Consider the following 21910-nt stretch of genomic DNA (forward strand, 5'->3'; position numbering starts at 1 on the left):
ACGGGGTTTTCCACATGTCTGTCCCCATCATCTTGGCCTCGGGGTCATCCATTCGCGCGCAGCTTTTGCAGAACGCTGGCGTGCCGTTTACCGTCCAAGTCGCGCGCGTAGACGAAGAGACGATGAAACGCGCCTTGTTGGCTGAAGGTGCCAGCCCGCGCGACATTGCCGATGCGCTGGCCGAGATGAAGGCCCGTAAGGTCAGCGACAAACATCCCGGCGCGATGGTGTTGGGATGCGATCAAGTGCTGGACTTCGACGGTCAGCTTTTATCGAAACCGCAAACGCCTGACGACGCGCTGGCGCAGCTGAGGGCCATGCGGGGGAAACGGCATATGTTGTTGTCGGCGGCCGTGATCTATCAGGATGGCGAGCCGATCTGGCGGCATGTGGGTCAGGTTCGCCTGCGGATGCGGATGAGCTCGGATGCGTATCTGCGCGACTATATCGACCGCAACTGGGAGAGTATCCGCCATGCGGTCGGGGCCTATAAGCTTGAAGAAGAGGGCGCGCGCTTGTTCGCCACCATTGACGGAGATTATTTTAACGTTTTGGGTATGCCTCTATTAGAGCTGCTGAACTACCTGGCTGTCAAAGGGGTGATTGATCAATGAGCAAGACAAAAATTCCTTTGGCCGGGGTGATAGGGCACCCGGTCGCGCATTCGAAGTCGCCTCAGTTGCATGGACATTGGTTGAAGACTTATGGGCTGCCGGGTCACTACGTGCCGATGGATGTGGCCCCGGAAGACTTGCAGGATGTGTTGCGCGCATTGCCCAAGGCTGGGTTCGTGGGAACAAATGTCACTGTTCCACATAAAGAGGTTGCGCTGCGACTGGCCGACGAGGTTTCGGACCGGGCACGCAAGATCGGCGCGGCAAATACGCTGGTGTTCCAGAAAGATGGCCGGATTCACGCAGACAACACCGATGGCTACGGGTTTCTTGAGAACCTGCGCAGCGGTGCGCCGGATTGGTCCCCGTCGGGCGGACCTGCGGTTGTGTTCGGGGCGGGCGGTGCCGCGCGGGCGGTGCTTCAGGCTTTGGTTGACGCAGAGGTGCCCGAGGTTTTGCTGACCAACCGTACCCGTGAACGGGCCGAGACCTTGCGCGATGAATTTGGGCCCAGCATCAAGGTTGTCGATTGGGTTCAGGCTGGAAATGTGATCGAGGATGCAGAATTGGTGGTCAACACCAGTTCTTTGGGGATGCAAGGACAGCCCGAACTGCGTGTGCCGCTGGACGGATTGCAGCCCGGTGCGGTTGTTACGGATCTGGTCTACGCACCGTTGAAAACCCATCTGTTGAAAACCGCCGAAGAGGCCGGCTGCACCACTGTCGACGGCCTAGGCATGTTGCTGCATCAGGCGGTGCCGGGTTTCGAAAGCTGGTTCGGCGTCCGCCCCGAGGTCAATTTGGACCTGCGTGCGGCTGTTTTGTCATGAGTTTCGCGTTGGGCCTGACGGGCTCGATCGGAATGGGCAAAAGCACGACGGCGCAGATGTTTGTCGATGAAGGCTGCGCGCTGTGGGATGCCGATGCGGCCGTACATAGACTCTATTCAAAGGGTGGAGCTGCTGTTGACCCAATGCACGCAGCTTTCCCGACCGCAATCGTTGACGGCGCAGTCAGCCGGGAGGCGTTGAAACAAATCATCGGAAATGACCCGGCTGCGCTGAAACAGATCGAAGGTATCGTGCACCCTCTGGTCGCTGCAGACCGTGCGTCGTTTCGGGCGAACGCCACGGCGGATATTCTGGTTTTCGACATTCCCTTGCTGTTCGAAACCGGTGGAGACGCTGCGATGGACGCCATCGCCTGCGTGTCGATCCCAGCCGATGAACAAAAGCGTCGCGTGATGGCGCGCGGCACGATGACCGAGGCGCAGTTCGAACAGATTCGTGCCAAACAGATGCCCAATGAAGAAAAATGCGCTCGGTCGGACTATGTGATCGAGACGGACAGTCTGGACCACGCCCGCGCGCAGGTGCAGGATGTGGTCAGGCGAATACGGGCGGGGCTGGCAGATGCGTGAAATTGTACTGGATACCGAAACCACGGGCTTTGACCCTGAAAGCGGTGACCGGATCGTCGAGATCGGCGCGGTTGAGCTGTGGAACCACATGGCCACGGGCGAGACCTATCATGTCTATATCAACCCCGAACGCGGGATGCCAGAAGAGGCGTTTGGCGTGCATGGTATCGGCCCGGACCTGCTGGATAACCCACGCCCGCCGGAAAAAGGCGAGGTCACGCTGAAGGATAAGCCGGTTTTCGCAAAGGTTGGTCAGGGGTTTCTGGATTTCGTGCGGGATTCGCGGTTGGTGATCCACAACGCCTCGTTCGACATGAAATTCCTGAACGCCGAACTTAAATGGATGGGTTTGCCGACCCTGCCTATGGCACAGGCGCTGGATACGCTGGCTATGGCGCGCAAGAAATTCCCCGGCTCGCCTGCGACTCTGGATGCGCTGTGCCGGCGGTTCAATATCGACAATTCGAACCGAACGCTGCACGGCGCGCTTTTGGATTCAGAGATCCTGGCCGAGGTGTATCTTGAACTGATCGGCGGACGACAGCCGGATTTCGGTCTGTCGACTTCGGCGGCGGCAACAGCAGCCGGGGGTGAGGAATGGCGGCCCACAGCCCGTCCGACGCCGTTGGCTTCAAGGATCACGGAAGAAGAGCGCGCGGCGCATGAAGGTTTTGTTGAAAAACTGGGCGAAAACGCCCTGTGGACCCGCGCCTGAAGGTGTCCCCGGCGCGGGTCAGATTGTTTAGGCTTCTGCTTTCTGCGCCTCGGCCTGACGGCGCATCAGCTCATTCCGGTACAAAGCTACAAAGTCGATGTTGTCCAGATTGACCGGGGGATATCCACCGTCGCGTGTTACGTCGCTGACAATACGGCGCAGGAACGGGAACAGCATCCGGGGACATTCGATCATCAGGAAGGGGTGCAGCTGATCCTCGGCCACGCCTTCCACATGGAACAGACCACAATAGTCAATCTCGCACAGGAACAGGACGTCTTCCATCCCCTTGGCTTTGGACTTGAGGTTCAGCTTAACCGAGACCTCATACTGATGCTCGACCTGACGCTTTTTAGCGTCAAGATTGACCTGAACAGAAATCTCGGGCTGCACGTCGCCCGACACACCCTTTTGGGCCATCACGTTTTCAAAAGACAGATCACGAATGAATTGTCCCAGAACGCGCATTTGAATCTGAGGTGCAGCCGGTGCGGCTGCGGTGTTTTCTTTGGCGTCTTCTTCGGCCATGGGTCTACTCCGAAACTAAAATCCGCCATTGCTTAGCAAGTTGGGCGCGGCACCTCAATGCAGGTCACGGGCCATCCACCCATTTCGATGGTTTTGATGGGTCCCGACGGGGTTGAACTTCGGTGTATTCTCCATCAATCACGTCATCACCCGATGGGTTGGGGCCACCGCGAAACTGCGTGCCTGTGCCCATCTGAAATTGAGTGATCTGCACTTTTGATTTCAGGTATCGAAATACAGCGACGCGAACCCCCGGAATAAGAAGGGCAAATCCGACCGCGTCGGTGAAAAAGCCTGGCGTCAGAAGCAACACACCGGACAGCAGGATCATCGCTCCGTGGGCTAACGGCTCGGTCGGGTCGTCAAGGTCGGCAAAGGAACGCTGCAGATTTGCCAGCGCCATGCGACCTTGTGTCCTGACCAAAGCAGTACCCATAACAGCGGTCACAACGACAATTGCAAGCGTGGGCCACAGGCCAATCAGACCTCCGACCTGAATGAACAGGGCGATTTCGATGATCGGAACCAGCAAAAATGCCAGAAACAGATACATAAGCGTTATCCTTTACTACAGGTCGGGCAGTAGACTTGTCCCGAACTGTCACCTACATAGTGGCATGAGGCCGCGTATACAAAGCTGCGGTCTGATAAAGAGGATGAAATGAACGAACCGATGATCCAGTTGCTGGTCCTGGCCGGAATTGCCGTTTTCCTGATCCTACGCCTAAAAAGCGTGCTGGGGACGCGTGAGGGTTTTGAAAAGCCCCCCGTTCAACAGCAGCCGGAAGCGCATAAATCGCGCCGAGACTTCGAGGTGATCGAAGGTGGCCCGGATCACGACATCACCGACCACGTCGCCGAAGACAGCGAGCAGGCCCAATCCCTGGCCGCGATGAAACGGATTGAGCCCGGCTTTTCAGTCAGCGAATTCGTCCAAGGCGCGCGCGGTGCTTATGAGATGATCGTCATGGGGTTCGAAAAGGGCAATCTGGATGAAATCCAGCCCTTCTTGTCCGAAGAAGTGTTTGACACATTTGTTTCGGTGGTCGCCTCTCGCGAAGATCAGGGTCTGACCATCGAGGCCGAGTTTATCGGTGTGCGGGAAACCGCCCTGGCTGATGTGAAGTTCGACAAGGACACTAACGAGGCCGAAATCACCATGCGATTTGTGGGTGAACTGACCTCGGTCGTGCGGGATCGCGGCGGGGATATCATCGAAGGCAACCCCAACACCGTCAAACGCCAAAAGGACAGCTGGACCTTTGCCCGCGTCATGGGCTCGGACGATCCAAACTGGCTGCTTGTTGCCACGGACGCATGATTGCTGCGCTTCGGTCGTTTTTGCTGGGGGCTGTGATGGCAACCTCTGCCAGCGCCGAGGCGACGCGTTCCATTCTGTCATTTGACGATCTTGATGGCTGGACCGCCGATGACCACGGTGCGGCCCTTTCAGTTTTCTTGAACACATGTGGTGATCTGGAAGATCCGGACTGGCGCGCCCTGTGTGCTGTCGCCCGCACCTACCAGGCGGATGCTGCACGTTCCTTTTTTGAACTGTTCTTTCGCCCCGTTCTGGTCGAGGACGGCGATGATGCGCTGTTCACGGGGTATTTTGAACCCGAACTGGATGGCTCTCGCACGCGGACCGAACGGTACAAATACCCGATCTACAAAATGCCCCCCGAGGCACGGGCCGATGGACCTTGGTTGAGCCGCCGCGATATACTGACAGGCGAGGCAATGAACGGCCGCGGGCTTGAGATCGCATGGGTAGATGACCCGGTCGAGCTGTTTTTTTTGCAGATCCAAGGCTCGGGGCGTATTCGTCTGCCCGATGGTGGTGGATTGCGCGTGGGCTATGGCGGGGCGAACGGTCATCCGTATCGTTCGATCGGGAAAGAGCTGATCCGACAAGGTGCATTGGATGCGCATCAGGTCAGTGCGCAGATGATCAAATCTTGGGTCCGCAAAAACCCCGAGGCAGGTGCCGAACTGCTGTTTCACAACCCCTCTTACGTGTTTTTCCGAGAGGTTACGCGCGTTGCACCCGAGTTTGGGCCGTTGGGCGCAATGAACCGGTCTGTCACGACCATGCGCAGTATTGCCGCTGACCCCGCCTATACGCCGCTGGGCGCACCGGTCTGGGTCGAAAAGGACGGCAAAGATCCTCTGCGCCGCTTGATGATTGCACAGGATACCGGGGCCGCAATCAAAGGCGCGCAACGAGCAGATATCTTCTTTGGAACCGGGGACGAGGCCGGCCGCGCTGCTGGTCGTCTTAAGGATTCGGGGCGCATGGTTGTTTTGCTGCCAATCCAGCGCGCCTATGCGCTGTTGCCGGATGCGTTCTGATGACCCGGCGCAAACTGACCGAGGACGAGATTGAGCTATGGCGCAAAGTTGCCAAACAGGCTGAACGGATGCATCCCGAGTTGCCACAATCCGTACATCCGACCCAACTGCCCAAGCCCAAGCCGACCAAAACGCCCAAAGCGCGGGTCGACCCGTTCGAGCTTGGCCAAACAGCGCCAGCCAAGCCATCGCGCAATTCGCTGCAGCCCTCTGTCACGGATCGGCTGCGGGCTAGCCCGGTGCAGATGGACACCAAGGCATTTGGCCGCATGAAGCGCGGCAAGATCAAGCCAGAGGGCAAGCTGGACCTTCATGGAATGCGCATGGACACGGCCCATCCTGCTCTTGTCCGATTTGTGCTGACCGCGCAGGCACAGGGCAAACGTCTGGTTCTGGTGGTGACCGGTAAAGGCAAGGATCGGGATGAACCCGGTCCCATTCCCACCCCGCGCGGAGTTCTACGCAATCAAGTGCCGCATTGGCTGTCGATCCCGCCACTGGCGCAGGCAGTTTTGCAGGTTACTCCTGCGCATATCAGTCATGGCGGTGATGGCGCGTATTACGTCTATTTGCGGCGTACGCGCTAAAGCGCGCGAACAGCGCGTGTAATTCCGATCCAGACCAACGCGCTAACGGCAATAAAGAAAACACCGATCCATAAGAACTGATTGTCCAGTGCCATACCTTGGTCAATCAGAACTCCTGTCAAACCGGGACCGATCGCTGAACCCAATACCATGACCGCCGTGGCCATCGCCTTGATCGCACCAATATGGCGGGTTCCATAAAACTCGGCCCAGAAAGCACTGGGCAGGGCACTGTTTGCCCCGACGGTCAGGGCCAGAAAGATCAATGCCAGTGCCGCTCCTCCCAGTGTATCTGTGGCCGAGACGATCATGAATCCAATTGCCATAGGTAATTGGTAAAACGGCATCATCAGCGCAGTGCCCCATTTGTCCAAGGCCCAACCCGCTGCAAACATCGAAAGCAGCGAAACCCCGGTATAGACCGGAAACAGGGCCACAAGTTCAATATGTTGCCAGTTTTTGATTTCGGCCAGGTGCACTTGATGAAAGAAGAACGCAGTGATGAAGGCGGATGGTCCCAGTATTGCAGGGGTCATGAACCAGAAAAGCGGGTTCATGAGTGCTTGCCTCCGGGTCCAGTGGCGCCCTTGCATACCGACCGAGGAATACTCGGTGGCAAGGCTTTGCGGGGTTCGTTCTTTCCGCAGCAGAAGCAATAGGACCGGGATTCCCAAAAGTATCACTACGGCGGACATCACCCATAGCAATCGCCAGTCTAAAAACACCATCGCGGCCACAAAGATCACTGGCAGCAATGCTTCGCCCACTGCGAATCCGACCGAGGCGATTGACAGCGCCTTGCCCCGCGTCGCGGTGAACCAGCGCGCCATTGCGACCATGGCCAGATGGGTGCTCATGCCTTGACCAAACAAGCGCAGCAGAAAGATTACGACCGGCAACAGGAACAACATGCTATTGAGCGCCATGGCCAATGCTGCCAGCGCCAAACCGGCCAGAACTGCAGGGCCCAGCACACGCACACGGAAGATATCCGTCAAACCCCCGGCCCAGATCATGACGACGGCGGAAACTGTGGTGCCCAGCGAATACAACCCACCCCACGCCCCATGGCTCAACCCATAGGCGGTACGAATCTCACCCGAAAAAACCGAAATGAAAAAGGTCTGACCGAAACTGGACAGGAATGTCAGAACCACGCCCGCACCCAACCACGCCCCGTTGTCACGTAGAAACCGGGCAGCCTGAAACTGCGTCACGGAGAGCTGACCTGCGCTTGTCCTGTTTCGGTCAGAACGATCTCGGTTGCGCCGGTCGGGTTGCGGACGCTTGCTGGGGCAATCACGTCGATGCCCCGCTGTTCGGTGCCAAATGTATTGCTGACCCGGCGGGCCGACCCGATAATCGCAAGCAATGCAGGCGAGGTTGCAGCCACGAAATGCGAGGATTCTGCGTCGTCATTAAAGGCCGTCGTGTCCAGAATGCTGATCTTGTATTCGGCCAGCGCGTCGGTCGAGCTGATATTGCCCAGCCGTTCGCCCTTTGTGGTGCCGCGCAGCCGGGCCGAGATGCTCAGTAGCTTGTCTTTTTGTGAAACGATGACGATGAAGGGGTCAGGCGGGGTCTTGATGACGTCCATCTGGGACCGGAACAGATCTACATCCAGATCTGGCGCGATCAGAACAACCCCCTCAATGTTGCGCTTGGACCATCCGGGCTCGCGCAGCTCGGCCTGTCGCATCATCTCCATCGTCAGGGCGGTGCCCATGGAATGCGCCACCAAAACCACGCGTTTGACACCCATGGATTTCAGGTGGCGGACGGTTTTTTCCAGCCCGTCGCGGGCAAACAGCATACTGTCCAGATCATAGGCATAGCCATATCCCGTGGCCTGACTGGGCCAGGAATAGACCATTGTCGCGCCGGGGATGTTCAGATCGTGACTAAGCTGAGCGGCACGAAAGGCCGTTTCTGCCTGGGTGGTGTTGTACCCATGAATAAATATCGACACCTCATCTGCGCCTTTGAGGCGTGATTTCATGTCTTTGGGCCCCTGCAATTCCTCGACCCCGGCCATGACAAACTGTTTTTCAGGGTTTGGATTGGCGTAAGAAAAATCCAGCGTTCCCGGCGTGTGGTTGGGCGGGATAGAGACCGTCATTTCCAGAAATTGCAGTGTCTCACCGCGTTTGAACCCATATGATCCATCCACTTCGCGCGCGCGGGTGGTGGTGGCAAAAATGGTCTCGGCCGTGCCGACGCTCAGCGCAGATGGCACAGTTTTGGACACGGTGCGATCCACGCAGGCGGTCAGAGACGTCGCGGTCAGAATAATCAGAAGGTAACGCAGCACGGGGAACGGCCCTTTAGAGGTTTGGCCCTAGGCTAACGCATTCCCGCCCCACGTCCAGCGAGGCAGGTTGGCACAGGCGGCAAAAATCAGCCGGGTGCGTTACAGAACGTAACGGCTGAGATCGGTGGATTTGGTCAATTCGCCCAGATTGTCGTCGACAAATTGCGCATTCACAGTGATTTCCACTCCGGCCTGATCGGGTGCTGTGAACGAGAGTTCCTCGAACACGCGTTCCATCACCGTATAAAGCCGACGCGCGCCGATATTTTCGACGCTTTGGTTCACATCCGCCGCGATCTTGGCCAAAGCGGCGATGCCGTCATCGGTGAAACTGACCGTCACCTTTTCGGTGCCCATCAGCGCGGTGTATTGGCGGGTCAGGGCGTTGTCGGTCTCGGTCAGGATGCGGACAAAATCCTCTTCGGTGAGCGCGCGCAGTTCCACACGGATCGGCAGACGCCCCTGCAATTCGGGCAACAGATCCGACGGTTTGGCGATATGGAACGCGCCAGACGCGATGAACAGAATGTGGTCAGTTTTCACCGGGCCATGTTTGGTGGATACGGTGGTGCCCTCGATCAGCGGCAGCAGGTCGCGCTGCACCCCCTCGCGGCTGACATCGCCGCCGCGCGCATCCGAGCGGGCGCAAACCTTATCGATCTCATCCAGAAAGACGATGCCGTTCTGTTCGACTGACTCCAACGCCACGCGGTTGACGGTTTCATCGTCCAGCAGCTTGTCGGCCTCTTCCCCGATCAGCGCGTCATAGCTTTCGGCCACGGTCATGCGTTTTTTGACGGTGCGCCCGCCGAACGCCTTGCCGAAGATATCACCCAGATTCATCATCCCCATCTGGCTGCCGGGCTGACCGGGCAGGTCAAACATCGGCATCGGGTTTGAACTGTCGGCCAGCTCCAGTTCGATCACCGTGTCATCCAGCTCTCCGGCTTTAAGTTTTTTGCGGAACATCTCGCGCGTGCCTTCGCGGGCGTCTTCCCCAGCGATGGCTTCGATCACACGGTCTTCGGCGGCTTGATAGGCGCGCGCTTTCACATCCTCGCGCATATACTCGCGTGTCTGGATGATCGCCGCATCGGCCAGATCGCGGATGATCTGTTCGACGTCGCGGCCGACGTAACCGACCTCGGTAAACTTGGTGGCCTCGACCTTGATAAAGGGTGCGCGGGCCAGTTTCGCCAGACGGCGGCTGATCTCGGTCTTGCCGACTCCGGTGGGTCCGATCATCAGGATGTTCTTGGGATAAACCTCGTCCCGGATGTCATCGGCCAGCTGCTTGCGCCGCCAGCGGTTGCGCAGCGCCACAGCGACCGCGCGTTTGGCATCCTTCTGACCGATAATGAAACGGTCCAGTTCCGAGACAATCTCGCGCGGGGTCAGGTCGGTCACGGGTGCAGTCCTTTCGATCAGCGGTTTGGCTTACGTAGTCACCGCACAGGTGAAAACAACAGCGGCAGCGTTGGTTAGCAACGCCCTATCGTGTTTGCAATTGCTTTCCATAGGTGAAACGCGCCCATTCTGTTACGGTGGCCTGAAGGTCAGGAGCTTGAAAATGACGAAAATTGCCAAGATCACCCTGCTGTTTGTGGTGTTTGTGGACTTGCTGGGTCAGGGTCTGGTCTTTCCGATCATCAACTCGCTGATCATGGAGACTTCGTCCAGTTTTCTGCCCGAAAGTACACCGATGGGACGGCGGCATTTCTACTACGGTCTGGTGATCGGGTGCTTCTTTCTGTCGTGGTTTCTGGGGGTGGTTTATGTGTCCAAGGTCTCGGACTCGATCGGACGCAAGAACGCGCTACTGGTTTGTCTGGGTGGGGCGCTTGTGGGGTATGCGCTGACGATCGCCTCGCTTTATTTGAACAGCCTGCTGTTGCTGATCATCGGGCGGTCAATCACTGGGTTCACGGCCGGAAACCAACCCATCGCACAGGCGGCGATGATTGATGGCAGCACGGACGCCGCCGACCGGGACCGCAACATGGGGTACATCGTCACCGGCGTCAGCTTTGGTCTGGTCGGTGGGCCTATCATCGGCGCCGTTCTATCCGACGCCACGCTGCTGGGCAGCTATGCCACGCTCAAGATGCCGTTCTACGGTGCGTTTGTTCTGGTGTTGATCGCCATCTTTATGGTGATGACCTTTTTCAAAGACACAAGGACCGAGCGGACTGCTTTCGTGTTTCGCCCCCGCGATATTACCGACAGCCTGATTGCGGTGCGCGGGCATCCGATGGTCCTGAAGATCCTGCCAGTCTATTCCTTCTTCATGATCGCCAACGTCACCTTCTATGTGTTCGTCGACAATTATCTGACCAGTCGCTTTGGCTATGGCGTCATCGGAGGGAGCATGGCCATGGTCGTCATCGGCTTTGCCCTGGCCTTTTCCAGCACCTTTCTGGTGAAACCAGCACAACAAAGGTTCAGCAAGCATCAGATCATTTATGTCTCGCTGATCACAATGGTGATCTGTGGCTTTGGTTTCGCCTTTAGCCCCAGCGGTGTTCTCAGTTACGTGCCGGTGTTCTTTTTCTATTTCTTCTTCGGAGTATCTTATCCGACTTTACTGGGCTTATTTTCAGCAAGTGTCAGCGAAACCGATCAGGGCTGGGTCATGGGCGTGACGACAGCCGTCTTCTGCCTGGCCGGAGGGATCATGTCTCTGATCGGCGGCGGATTGATGAGCATCGATATCCGCGTGCCCTACTATATCGTCATCGTCGCGGCGATACTGGGCCTGATCGGCATGCACCGCCGCTGGAAAGGGAAAGAGATCAAGGCGCTATTGGCCTGAGACAGTTTTGCGTTTGATTTGAATCGAAATACGCTGCCTCTCCCTACGGTCGAACGCGCATTTAGATGCATTTTTTGAGCTAAACGCAGAACGTCTTAGATTTCCTCGACCGTCAGATTGCCGTTGGTGTAGACGCAGATATCGGCGGCAATGGCCATCGCCTCGCGCGCCACGGTTTCGGCGTTTTTGTCACTGTCCATCATCGCGCGGGCGGCGGCCAATGCGAAATTGCCACCCGACCCGATGGCGGCGACGTTGTGTTCGGGCTCTAGCACGTCCCCTGCCCCGGTGATCACCAAAAGGTCTTTGCCGTCGGTGACGATCAGCATCGCCTCAAGCTTTTGAAGGTATTTGTCGGTGCGCCAGTCTTTCGCCAGCTCGACCGAGGCGCGGGCCAGTTGGCCCGGCGTTGCCTCAAGCTTGGCTTCCAGACGTTCCAGCAGAGTGAATGCATCGGCTGTTGATCCGGCGAAACCAGCCACAACCTCGAACCCACCGGGGGACAGGCGGCGCACCTTGCGGGCGGTGCCTTTGATCACGGTCTGGCCCAGACTGACCTGCCCATCCCCGGCAATCACCACTTGGCCGCCTTTCTTGACGCCAATAATTGTCGTGCCGTGCCAACCGGGAAAATCGCTGTCTGCCATTGGGGCCTCCGTAATTCGCTGGCACCCTATATGGGCCGGACCCGCCCGCAGCGCAACAGTTCACAAACTGCCCAAAAGATATGCAACCAATGCAATTCGGGGTTACCGGACTAGCAATTGTGAGACTCGGGCTTTGATCCTACATGAGCCTCACAACCGACGAAGGGTCGGCTGTTTCAGTTACAAGGAATGCGCAAATGGCAACCACCGCAAATATCCATGCGCCGCTCGGAGCAGCTACCATCCTGCATGTAGTGGACGCGTTCTTCGGAACCTATGAAAAGGCACTGGCGTGGAATGAATCCCGCAAGACACGCAAGCTGTTGTGGGAACTCTCCGACACCCAGCTGGACGATGTCGGTTTGTGCCGTGCGGATATCGAAAAATTCTGATCCGCACCGCAACCGTTTTGGACAAGCCGCTCAAACCTGGGCGGCTTTTTCTTTTTGGTATTACGTTGACAAAAAAAGGCGCCCGCAAGCGGACACCTTTTCCTTTTGGAGTTATTTACGCGTGTTGGATAAGTTTCCAGGTAACTGCCTTACGATTGTGCGGAGGCATCACGTTGCCCTTCGCGATAGGTGCGGTGGTCGATGGTGAGTCCATCGATTTCCATACCCCGCTTTCTGGGCACCTCTCTCCTGTACGCGCAGTTGTTCCAATAGGTTTTTTTGTGGTCTGATAGTTCATGACCAGTCTCCTTATTTTAAGTGAGGAGACGCGTGGCAAGGGTGCAAATCCTGATTCGCAACACGTCTCCACCTACAGTGCATGTAGGCAACACGAACATAATTGTGCCATATTCCGCGAGTCAACAGACATTTTGATTAAACCACTACATGTTGTGGAATTGGCTAGAAAAAACGGTGATATTTGACACACATTTATCAAACCAAAAAAGCGCCACATCAAACATTGACGTGACGCTCTTTTTCTGAAACGCATTGCGAATCAGGATTTGCAATTACTTTTAGACTCCATGTTTAGTTGTCTGTCAAATAGTTTTTGGACGAATTGCCAATCGATGCACTTCAACAAAAAAGGCGCCCCAAAACCGGGACGCCTTTGTCATTCGTCACTCCGGCCGGATCAGATGGCTTCGTCGATCCAGCTTTGCAGGGCTGCTTTGGGGGCCGCGCCTGCACGGTTCGATACAACCTGACCGTCCTTGAAGATGAACAGCGCCGGGATGCCGCGCACGCCCATGGCGGCGGCCGAGTTCGGGTTGCTGTCCACGTCCACTTTGGCGATTTTCACCTTGCCGCCATATTCGGCTGCCAGCTCTTCCAGAGCGGGGCCGATTTGCTTACAGGGGCCACACCATTCGGCCCAGAAGTCGACAACAACAGGGATGTCGGAATTCTTGACTTCGGCGTCAAAGGTATCGTCGGTTACGGCTACGGTCGACATATTCTGTCTCCTGAATGGGGAATGCTTGGCTTCAGAACCTAGGCACGGGGTATCCCGAGGTCAAGGTATCTGGGCGCGGGTCAGTGCTTGGGTCACAAGTTCGTGTGGCAACCACATCAACTGCGCGGTACGGGTCCATAGGATGGCGGTTTTCACTTGTCGGTCGGGATAGATTTGAGCCATCGCTTGCGCATAAGCTCCCATCTGCCGCAAAAGACCCTCGGGGCAAGCAGTCGGGGCTTCTGGAACGGTAGCGTTTGATTTAAAATCAATCACCTGTACCTCAGTTTCGGTTACGATCAGCCGGTCAATCACCCCATGCATTCGTTGACCGCCCAGATCTGCGCTAACAGGAACTTCGGCCAGCGTGTTTTCCGCAAAGACAGGCTGCAAGTGGTCCGAGGTCAGAACAGCCTTTGCCTCCGCCAGCAGATCGTTGCGTTCGATGTCTTGCATATCGGGAAGTACTCTGGCGCAAAGCTGCGGCCAGTCCTGATGTGGTGCGCTGGGCAGGTGTTCCAGCAACAGATGCAGGCGGGTGCCCCTGAGTTTGGCGGCCTCTTCATCCTGCCCCGCATCACCGGGCAGCGCCTTGGCTCCACCCAGATTAGAAGGGCTGAGCGTCTCGGACTGCGGCAAAGGCGGCGCGGCGGGGGATTCAAACATTGCGGGCAGATCAGTCTGCGTGGTTTCGGCCTGTTCCTCTTCGACAAGCGGCAGCGCGTCCCAATTCCCATGCGACAGGCGCAGAGTTTCCGCGCCCGGCAGTTGCGTGGCCCCTGCCCGCGCCATTGCCGCCGCGACCATCTGATACCAGCTGGTGCCATCCTTGCCGACATCGCCCGCAGCCCCGACGATCAGCCACTTTTCTGCCCGTGTCAGAGCCACATAAAGCAACCGCAGTCGTTCATTCTCTTCGCGCGCGCGGGCCTCAGACCGGGCCTGTGCGATCAAAGACGGTGAGGCATCGGCAGGTACTTTCCAAAGCGGTACCCCCTCGCCCACCATGATCTCGGCATCGCGGGGGGCCTGACGTTTGCCGGTATCGGGCAGGATCACGATCGGAGCCTCAAGCCCCTTGGACCCATGCACCGTCATCACCCGGATCATGTTGCCGACGCCGCTCATCTGCCGTTTGATCTCCAGATCGTCGGTTTGCATCCAGACCAGAAAGCCGGTCAGGCTGGGAATATCCGTGCGCTCATAAGCCAGCGCCTGCGACAGCAGCGCATTGATGCCATCCTCGGCCTCGGCCCCCAGACGACCCAGCAATTTGCGCCGTCCGTCATGGCGGGTCAGGATGCGTTCGATCAGGTCATAGGGGCGCAGAAAGTCGATTTGGCCGCGCAGGTCATTCAGAATCTCAAGCGTTTCGGGAAATTCCTCGGCCCTATGGCGCAGCGCCGCCCATAGGAACTGCTCGGACCGCCGGTGTGCCAGATCGAATAGCTGCTGCTCGCTCCACCCGAATAACGGTGATTTCAGCACAGTGGCCAGCGACAGGCTGTCTTCGGGCGTGGCCAGAAAGCTGAGCAGCGCGGCCAGATCTTTCACCGCCAGTTCCGCCCCGACCTTCAGCCGGTCAGCCCCGGCGATGGGCAGATTGGCGGCCTTACAGGCGCGGATGATCTCGGCAAACAGGTCGGATCGGCGCTGCACAAGGATCAGGAAATCGCCCGGTTGCACCTTACGCCGCACGAATGCGCCGGGGGTGTCGCCATCCTCGGGGATCGTTTCGCCCCGGTCGATCATCTCCTTGATCGAGTGCGCCACCTTTTCCGCCAGAATGACCGTGTGATGCCGCGCGCCGGGGCGATCAACAGGATCGGTCCAGTCGCCGTCTTCTTCGTCCTCGACCTTTTCAACCACCGGCCACAGATCGACCCGCCCCGGCAGGCTGGTCTTGAACGCGCGGTGCAGGGCCTTGTCCTGAAACCCGGCCTCGGCATGGCCTTCAAACAGGATATTGACCAAAGACAGGATCGCGCTGGATGAGCGGAAGGAATATTCCAGCTCCAAACTCTCAAGTTTAGAGCCTGAATTGATCAACCGCCGCCCGAATTCCTGCTGCATCTGGTCAAAGGCGGCGGGGTCTGCGCCCTGGAAGGAATAGATCGACTGTTTCTTGTCGCCGACCACGAAGATCGTGCGCTCGACCCCGGACCTTGCCCCCTCGCCGCTGGTGAATTCCTGCGCCAGTTTCTCGACCACGTCCCATTGGTCGGGGCTGGTGTCCTGCGCCTCGTCCACCAGAATGTGGTCGATGCCGCCATCCAGCCGGTAAAGCACCCATTCGGCAACCGCCGGGTCGTTCAGCACTTGCCGTGCGCGCAGGATCAGGTCGTCGAAATCCAGCCAGCCGCGCAGCTGCTTGCGGCGCTCATATTCCGGCAGAAAGGCAGAGGCGAACCGGTGCAGCACATGGGTCTTGCGCGCGGCCACCAGTGCCAGCCGCTGTTCCCGCGCGGCCTCAATGCGCAGCATCAGCGCCTCAAGCTGTGGCATCTGCCCGGCCAATGCGCCTTCGCGCAGGGCTTTGGTCGGGAACGCGTTGATCTTGGCGGCAAAGGGTTCTTTGGCGGCCTTTCCGGTCAGAAACACGCTTTCCAAGATGGGCAGGCTGCTGATCCGCGGGTCGGTGAACGCGGCCAGTTTTGTCGCCGCTTTGGCGTTGTTGCCGCCGCTTTCCGTTAGCGCAGGCAGGATCGCGCGGATCAGGTCGACCTCACCGCCCAGAAACACGCGCGCAGTCAGGGCGTCTTCGTCGAACCCATCGGGCAGGTCGAACCGGTCCAGCAGATCAGCCCAGCCCAAAGGCTGCGCAAACAGGTTGCGCTTGTGGGTGATCGCGGCGGTCAGATTGTCGAACCCGGTATCGGTGACGAACCGGGCCACATCCTCGATCAGAGCGGCCTGCGGGCCTTCAGCAAAATCCTCGACAATCTCCTCGCGCAGCAGGGCGGCGGCGCGGTCTTCCATCTCAGCGAATTGCGGGCTGACCCCGGCCTCAAGCGGGAATCGCCGCAGCAGCGACGCGCAGAAGGAGTGGATCGTCTGGATTTTCAGCCCGCCCGGCGTTTCAATCGCGCGGGCAAACAGCGTGCGGGCTTGCGCCAGACGGTCGGGATCAATCCGGCCGGGGACGCCCAGATCGGTCAGTTGCGCCAGCAGCGCAGCGTCACCCAGCATCGCCCATTCGCCCAGCCGTTTGAACAGCCGGTTCTGCATTTCACTGGCGGCGGCCTTGGTGTAGGTCAGGCACAGGATGTGCTGCGGCTGCACCCCGTCCAGCAGTAACCGCGCCACCCTGTCGGTCAGAACCCGCGTTTTGCCCGAGCCCGCATTTGCCGCCAGCCAGGTCGAGGCATCGGGCCGCGCAGCCTGTACCTGCCGCTCGGTCGCGTCGTTGCGGGCGCTCATGTCAGATCCTCGGGCTTGGTGTCTGCGGTGCGGTCCCATTCGCCGAACCGGGCCAGGTGATCGTAATCGCCAATGTCGGTGTCCTTGTGCAGCATCCGGCGGGATGAGAAGCCCTGGTCAGGCTCTAAATAAGCAGAAATCAGCTCTTTTAACTCGGCCAACACCTTGTCGGTCGGTTCCTTGGCCAAGGGCGCGGGCACTTCTTTATAGCTGCCGCCCATGCCGATAAACACGGCTTCGGCCACGGGCAGCGGGTCAAACCCTTCGATCCCGCCCTGCTCGGCCATGGCGGCTTCGATCAGCAATTGCTTGTCAAACTTGGACTGCTGGCTTTCGGTCGGAGGCATCCCGGTTTTGTAATCCACCAGCCGCAGCGCGCCCCGGCTGTTCAGGTCGATCCGGTCGGCGCGGCCTGCGATGGTGAAATTCAGCGGCTCTAGCACCAGCTTCATAGCGGCCTCAAACGCCACGGGCCCGCCATCGCTGCGCCGGGCGGTTTCGGCGCGTAAGAAATCATCGGCGATCCGCTCCAGCCGAGCCAGCCACAATTTGCGGGCGGTGGGCCAAGCCACATGTTGACCCAGCAGGGTTTCGGCGCGTTTCAGAAAGGTTTCGCGGGTCAGCAGTGCGGTGTCCAGTACGCTGTCCTTGACGAAATGTTCCAGAATCTCGTGGATCACGATGCCACGCAATAACGCATCGGGGGCCTGCACCAACGGGTCCAGAGGCCGCAGCCGCAGCACATGTTTGGCGTAAATCGCATAAGGGTCCCGTATCAGGCGCTTGATCTCGGTCACGCTCAGGCGACGCGGGCGCGACGTGACCGGAGGGCGCGGAGACGGGCGCGATGCCGCCGGAATTTCGGGCGCGATTTCAAGTTGTTCCGACCAGTTCAGCCATTTCTGCCCGCGCCCGCGCATGGCGGAAAGGGCGGCGCGACCCCCCTGCTCTGGTAAGCCCTGCAACAGGTTCGTCATGCGGTTCAACCAGCGCGACGGTACGGTTTCGGCATCATCGGATCGGGTGGCACGGGTCAGCCAGACCTCGGGCGCGCCGATGGCCTGTTGGAAATCATGCGCCGACAGACCAATCCGCCGTTCGGGTAACAACAACCCGGCCTTGGCGCGCATCTGGCGGTTCAGCCAGGGATCAGGGCTTGGGGCCTCGGGCCAACTGCCTTCGTTCAAGCCACCAAGGATAAGTAGATCTGCGCCCTGTACTCGTGCCTCGAGTGTTCCCCAAATCATGATATGGGGATGCGGTGCGTCGCGGTCCCGGACCTCTTCGCCTGACAGCAATGCACCCAGCAAATCCGCAAAGTCATGCGCCGTCATCGGACCACCATGACCAGCTTCTTCTGTAAGTGCTGTCAGAACCGACAAAGCCTTTTGCCCTGCGTTCTTGTCCCAAAGCGTACCGGGACCCCCGGTATTTCCGGCTGAAATCGCTTCGGCCAGATCGCGCAACCGGATGACCCAGTCCGATAGTGGCAGATCTGTTGTCACCTGTTGGTCGCAAAAGTGATGCGACACCCAACGCACCCAATCATCCGGCACCTCTTTGCGGATCGCAAACGCGGTCAGGCTGCGGCTGTCCGGGAACGGAGGCCCATGCCGCCGCAGGTCAAGCTCCAGATCGCGTGTGTGCAGCAGATGCGTACCGCGATCGCCACCATCGTGGCAAAGGGGATGTTTTAGCAGTGTCAGCAGGGCCTCGCCATCCAGCCGTCGCGCAAACAATCCGGCCACATGGCGCAGGAATCGCCCCGGTGGTGAAAGCTGCAGCGGCAGACCTGCGCTGTCGTCTGGCAGAATGTTCCAACGATCCAGCGCGGCCGAGACCTGACGGGTCAGCATCCGATCTGGCGTGATCAGAGCAGCGGTCTGACCTGTCTCGGCCGCTTGCCGCAAGCGTAGGGCAATGGCCAGCGCCTCGTCCCGCGGCGATTGTGCCTCAACCAGGGTCAGGTCTTTCGTCGCGCCGTCCAAATCCGTCAGCTTGGGCCCTTCGGACATCCAGGCATCCGTGATCGGTGCTGGGCGTAATGCTAGGGAAACCAACCGGTTACGCGCGGGTGACGGAGGAGTATCAGGTGTCCACGGCGTGACTTGATCGGGCCTGAGATCAAGCTGAGTTATCAATTTGTGAAATCGGTATTGCGGGTGATCTTCCGAAGTCAGGGCATCGTCCAACCCCCGCCAGACGTGATCAGGCTGATCGAAGTCGTACCCCGGCAGGATCAAAGCACCCTGTGGAAGGCGCGCCACCGCCTCCATCAGCATCAGTGTGGTGCCGCGTGATCCGGTCGACCCTGCCAGAATGACCGGATGTCGCGGAGGTGCGCCCCGCCACTGCGCAATAAGGTTTTCGACGACGATGCGCTGCCGGGCCTGCGCGTCCAGCGCATCGGGCCCTGCGTCGATGAATTGATCTGCGATCCCAATAAAGGCCTGCGCGCGTGCCCAATGGCCAGACAAGTCGCTGACATCCAGCTGTCCGATTGCCTCGGGCGACACACCCTCGCCCTGCATTTCGTCGATCAATGCGGCCAGACTGTCGGACAAATCGAACAGCGAAGATCGCGCCGCCAGATCAGGTTGTTGGTCCAGCAGTTTTGAGACCAGCTGTGTCAGCTCCAACCGCCTGCGTAGCGCCGGAATAGCTGGCGGAACGCTAGCCAGGTCAACGCTTTCGCCCAAGTCCGTGACTAAGGACAAACGCGGCAGAAGGCAGGCTGGCCCTTGGTCGAACAACTCACGCACACGTCGGGCCATTCGCCTTGTGTTTACCACCAGCTGCACCTTGGCCAATTCCTCGGGCGGATAGTCCTTGCTGCGGTCGCGCAACCCTTTCACCAAAGCGGCCGGAAAATCCGTGCCGGGGGGAACGGCAAATACACGGGGTAGACCGCTGGGGTCAAACATCCGCCAACATCCTTTCAGCCAGAGCGATCCCTTCGGGACGGCCCACATCGCACCAGCGCCCGGGATATGTCAGGCCAAACAACCGACCGTTCTGATGCATTCGGTCCCACAAAACATTCAACGAAAACGCTGTGTCCGGGATAGCGGCCAATCCATCGGTCTTCATGATCTGCGCGCCACCATAAATCAGCCCCGGGCCGCGCGTTATGCGACCGTCGTAGTCTGCGGTGAAATCACCCTGACCCGCATGTCCGACGGCTTGGTCTGTGGGTATGCACATCAATAGCGCATCCATCTTTTGGGGATCCCAAGCATCCCGCAGCATCCTAAGTGGATTTGGCCCCGACCAGATCGCATCTGAATTCAGTGTGAATACAGTACTAGACCCTAACAAAGGTAATGCTGCGCGCAATCCTCCCCCTGTTTCAAGAATTTCGGGTTGTTCATGGGACAGCAAAACACCCTTGGGGGCAAGATGAGCCTCAAGCTGATCTGGCAGGTAATGCAGGTTGGCGACCTTACGAATTGGATCAAGGTCGTTGACCAGATCAAGCGCGTGGTCAATCAGCGGGCGGCCTGCGCATTCCACCAGAGGTTTCGGCCGATTCTTGGTCAGCGCACCCATACGAGTTCCGAACCCGGCAGCAAACAGCATGATGGCATCAGGCGTTTCAGTCATGACTGTCTGAGCTTTGCAAGGTTTTCAGGCGTCGGTGCAGGCAGCCCGTCACGCAACAGATCGGACACAGTGACCAACGCGGGATGTTCCAGATCGCGCATCAAATGCGTCCATGTCGCGGGGATCAGGTCGACATATTGCGGTTTTCCATATTCCGTCGCCAATCGGGCAAATACACCGAGAATACGCAGGTTTCGTTGCGCTCCCAGAACGGCATATGCGGTGCGGAAATCGTGGTCGTTCACTCCGGTTGTCTGAATATACCTGTTAACCATCCGCATTTCGGTCCCAGGTGCTACATCCCGGCGCACATCTTGCAAAAGCGAGACCAGATCATAAGCGGGATGGCCCAGCATGGCCGTCTGAAAGTCCAGCAACCCAACGCGGGCAACGCCGTCGCGTTCAGGCAACCAAATCAGGTTTTCAGCGTGATAATCTCTTTGGACAACAACTTTTGTTCCCGCAGTTTCCCGGTGCAGGATATCTGCAAACCGATGTTCGAACCGATCCCGTGCGTCCTCGTCGTGCGACCCTTGAATCGACTGGGCGTATTTGGTGAACGACAGTGCGGCCAGTTCCGTCATCAAGGATGGGCCATAGGATGGCAGTGAAAGCGTCGGTGCCTTATGCAGGGTGATCAAAACGTCTGTGGCTGCCTCATAGAATTCACGTTCCATCGCCGGAGATCGCCGCAGCACGCGCGCGAATAGATCGTCGCCCAAATCCTCAAGCAACAAAAAGCCATATTCGGTATCTTCGGCATAAATTTCGGGCGCGCTAAGGCCGATGGATCGCAAATGGTTTGCCATTCGGACAAATGCTTCAACGGGCTCAGCTTGACCCGGTGGCGAGTCCATCAAAACCGCTGTCTTGCCGGTATCCGGGTCCGTCAGACGCTCATAACGGCGGTTCGAGGCGTCTCCGGCCAAAGGCGCACGCTGCGCATTTGCCCAGGGGGTCTGAGCGATCAGCGCTTCGGCCAGCACAGCTCGGTTTGTCATTGCGCGGCCTCCAGTCTGCTGGCCCATTCGGTATTTACCCACGATAGGGTCACAAGGCGTTTTTCGACAGTGTTAGGGTCTGTTTCAAACGAAAGCGTCAAGGCATTTTCAGGTTGCATCGGCCCGAGTTTGTCAGGCCATTCCACAAGGCAAATCGCTGTTTCAAATGCTTCGGTCAGGCCAAGCTCATCGACCTCATCCACTGCACCGAGGCGGTAAAGATCACAGTGCCAGATTTCTCCGATTTCGGTGTCATAAACCTGAACCAACGTGAATGTTGGCGAAGGAACGTCTTCGGGGATGTTCATCACCGATTGAATAAGACTGCGGGAGAAGTGGGTTTTTCCGCTGCCAATTTCGCCTTCGAGCAAGAGAGTATCGCCCGGACGTAGAATCCGGCCCAACCGAGCGGCAAAATCTGCCGTCTCACAAGGCGAGTTGAAGGTGATTGCAAAGGGCGCGGTCGTCATGGCGCCACAATGACGTCGCA

At 58.4% G+C, this 21910-nt stretch carries 21 protein-coding genes; 9 read left to right on the top strand and 12 right to left on the bottom strand.

Going from position 1 to position 21910, the window contains the following annotated elements:
* Positions 1-14 precede the first annotated feature (14 nt).
* Genes J7380_RS11820 through dnaQ form a run of 4 tightly spaced genes read left to right on the top strand, consistent with a single transcriptional unit; the run spans position 15 to position 2749 of the window.
* Entirely contained in the window at positions 15-614 is a 600-nt protein-coding gene (locus J7380_RS11820) for a nucleoside triphosphate pyrophosphatase (protein ID WP_209195997.1), read from the top strand.
* Positions 611-1444: a shikimate dehydrogenase gene (locus J7380_RS11825; protein ID WP_209195999.1), complete on the top strand. Its 834-nt coding sequence runs from the start codon at positions 611-613 to the stop codon at positions 1442-1444. The genes J7380_RS11820 and J7380_RS11825 overlap by 4 nt, the downstream gene beginning before the upstream one ends.
* A complete protein-coding gene (gene coaE, locus J7380_RS11830) occupies positions 1441-2034 on the top strand; it encodes a dephospho-CoA kinase (protein WP_209196002.1) in 594 nt (197 codons plus the stop codon). Before J7380_RS11825 ends, coaE begins: the two co-directional genes overlap by 4 nt.
* The gene (dnaQ, locus tag J7380_RS11835) at positions 2027-2749 is read left to right on the top strand and encodes a DNA polymerase III subunit epsilon (RefSeq protein ID WP_209196004.1); all 723 of its coding nucleotides are present in this window, start codon (positions 2027-2029) and stop codon (positions 2747-2749) included. The genes coaE and dnaQ overlap by 8 nt, the downstream gene beginning before the upstream one ends.
* A 27-nt stretch (positions 2750-2776) precedes the next feature.
* On the opposite strand, the gene secB is transcribed toward dnaQ, so the two are convergent.
* On the bottom strand, positions 2777-3277 hold the full coding sequence (gene secB, locus J7380_RS11840) for a protein-export chaperone SecB (protein WP_170355607.1): 501 nt from the start codon (positions 3275-3277) through the stop codon (positions 2777-2779).
* Positions 3278-3341: 64 nt separating this feature from the next.
* Positions 3342-3830, bottom strand: a complete 489-nt coding sequence (locus tag J7380_RS11845) for an FxsA family protein (RefSeq protein ID WP_170755521.1) — start codon at positions 3828-3830, stop codon at positions 3342-3344.
* Positions 3831-3938: 108 nt separating this feature from the next.
* Between J7380_RS11845 and J7380_RS11850 the strand changes: the two genes are divergently transcribed.
* The 3 genes from J7380_RS11850 to J7380_RS11860 are packed head-to-tail and all read left to right on the top strand — an operon-like array spanning position 3939 to position 6216.
* Positions 3939-4598, top strand: a complete 660-nt coding sequence (locus J7380_RS11850) for a Tim44/TimA family putative adaptor protein (RefSeq protein WP_170355605.1) — start codon at positions 3939-3941, stop codon at positions 4596-4598.
* Positions 4595-5629, top strand: a complete 1035-nt coding sequence (locus J7380_RS11855) for an MltA domain-containing protein (RefSeq protein WP_209196006.1) — start codon at positions 4595-4597, stop codon at positions 5627-5629. The genes J7380_RS11850 and J7380_RS11855 overlap by 4 nt, the downstream gene beginning before the upstream one ends.
* Positions 5629-6216, top strand: a complete 588-nt coding sequence (locus J7380_RS11860; RefSeq protein ID WP_209196008.1) for a Smr/MutS family protein — start codon at positions 5629-5631, stop codon at positions 6214-6216. The genes J7380_RS11855 and J7380_RS11860 overlap by 1 nt, the downstream gene beginning before the upstream one ends.
* On the opposite strand, the gene J7380_RS11865 is transcribed toward J7380_RS11860, so the two are convergent.
* The 3 genes from J7380_RS11865 to hslU form a co-directional block, all read right to left on the bottom strand.
* The gene (locus tag J7380_RS11865; RefSeq protein WP_209196009.1) at positions 6213-7433 is read right to left on the bottom strand and encodes an MFS transporter; all 1221 of its coding nucleotides are present in this window, start codon (positions 7431-7433) and stop codon (positions 6213-6215) included. The two genes, J7380_RS11860 and J7380_RS11865, sit on opposite strands and share 4 nt — an antisense overlap.
* Entirely contained in the window at positions 7430-8527 is a 1098-nt protein-coding gene (locus J7380_RS11870; protein ID WP_209196010.1) for an alpha/beta fold hydrolase, read from the bottom strand. The genes J7380_RS11865 and J7380_RS11870 overlap by 4 nt, the downstream gene beginning before the upstream one ends.
* A 99-nt stretch (positions 8528-8626) precedes the next feature.
* The gene (gene hslU / locus J7380_RS11875) at positions 8627-9934 is read right to left on the bottom strand and encodes an ATP-dependent protease ATPase subunit HslU (protein WP_209196011.1); all 1308 of its coding nucleotides are present in this window, start codon (positions 9932-9934) and stop codon (positions 8627-8629) included.
* A gap of 163 nt (positions 9935-10097) precedes the next feature.
* Between hslU and J7380_RS11880 the strand changes: the two genes are divergently transcribed.
* Positions 10098-11339 carry an MFS transporter gene (locus tag J7380_RS11880; RefSeq protein WP_209196012.1) on the top strand — a complete coding sequence of 414 codons (1242 nt, stop codon included), beginning with the start codon at positions 10098-10100 and terminating at the stop codon, positions 11337-11339.
* 95 nt (positions 11340-11434) lie between these two features.
* Here J7380_RS11880 and hslV read toward each other — a convergent pair whose 3' ends face one another.
* Positions 11435-11986, bottom strand: coding sequence for an ATP-dependent protease subunit HslV (gene hslV / locus J7380_RS11885; protein ID WP_170755528.1), 552 nt, complete (start codon positions 11984-11986; stop codon positions 11435-11437).
* A gap of 197 nt (positions 11987-12183) precedes the next feature.
* On the opposite strand from hslV, the gene J7380_RS11890 reads away from it, so the two are divergent.
* Positions 12184-12378: a DUF1127 domain-containing protein gene (locus J7380_RS11890; protein WP_170355739.1), complete on the top strand. Its 195-nt coding sequence runs from the start codon at positions 12184-12186 to the stop codon at positions 12376-12378.
* 697 nt (positions 12379-13075) lie between these two features.
* Here J7380_RS11890 and trxA read toward each other — a convergent pair.
* From trxA to tsaE, 6 genes are read right to left on the bottom strand one after another with little or no spacing between them, the layout of a single operon-like run.
* Positions 13076-13396 (bottom strand): thioredoxin, encoded by a 321-nt coding sequence (gene trxA, locus J7380_RS11895; protein ID WP_209196013.1) that lies wholly within the window; start codon positions 13394-13396, stop codon positions 13076-13078.
* Between the two features lie 60 nt (positions 13397-13456).
* A complete protein-coding gene (gene addA, locus J7380_RS11900) occupies positions 13457-16816 on the bottom strand; it encodes a double-strand break repair helicase AddA (RefSeq protein ID WP_209196014.1) in 3360 nt (1119 codons plus the stop codon).
* Positions 16813-19740 carry a double-strand break repair protein AddB gene (gene addB / locus J7380_RS11905; RefSeq protein WP_209196015.1) on the bottom strand — a complete coding sequence of 976 codons (2928 nt, stop codon included), beginning with the start codon at positions 19738-19740 and terminating at the stop codon, positions 16813-16815. Before addB ends, addA begins: the two co-directional genes overlap by 4 nt.
* Positions 19733-20419, bottom strand: a complete 687-nt coding sequence (locus J7380_RS11910; protein WP_209196016.1) for a nucleotidyltransferase family protein — start codon at positions 20417-20419, stop codon at positions 19733-19735. The genes addB and J7380_RS11910 overlap by 8 nt, the downstream gene beginning before the upstream one ends.
* Positions 20416-21420: a phosphotransferase gene (locus J7380_RS11915; protein WP_209196017.1), complete on the bottom strand. Its 1005-nt coding sequence runs from the start codon at positions 21418-21420 to the stop codon at positions 20416-20418. Before J7380_RS11915 ends, J7380_RS11910 begins: the two co-directional genes overlap by 4 nt.
* Entirely contained in the window at positions 21417-21890 is a 474-nt protein-coding gene (gene tsaE, locus J7380_RS11920; RefSeq protein WP_209196018.1) for a tRNA (adenosine(37)-N6)-threonylcarbamoyltransferase complex ATPase subunit type 1 TsaE, read from the bottom strand. The genes J7380_RS11915 and tsaE overlap by 4 nt, the downstream gene beginning before the upstream one ends.
* Between the last annotated feature and the right edge of the window lie 20 nt (positions 21891-21910).

The sequence above is a fragment of the Ruegeria sp. R8_1 genome, assembly GCF_017743815.1.
Taxonomy (GTDB): domain Bacteria; phylum Pseudomonadota; class Alphaproteobacteria; order Rhodobacterales; family Rhodobacteraceae; genus Ruegeria; species Ruegeria lacuscaerulensis_A.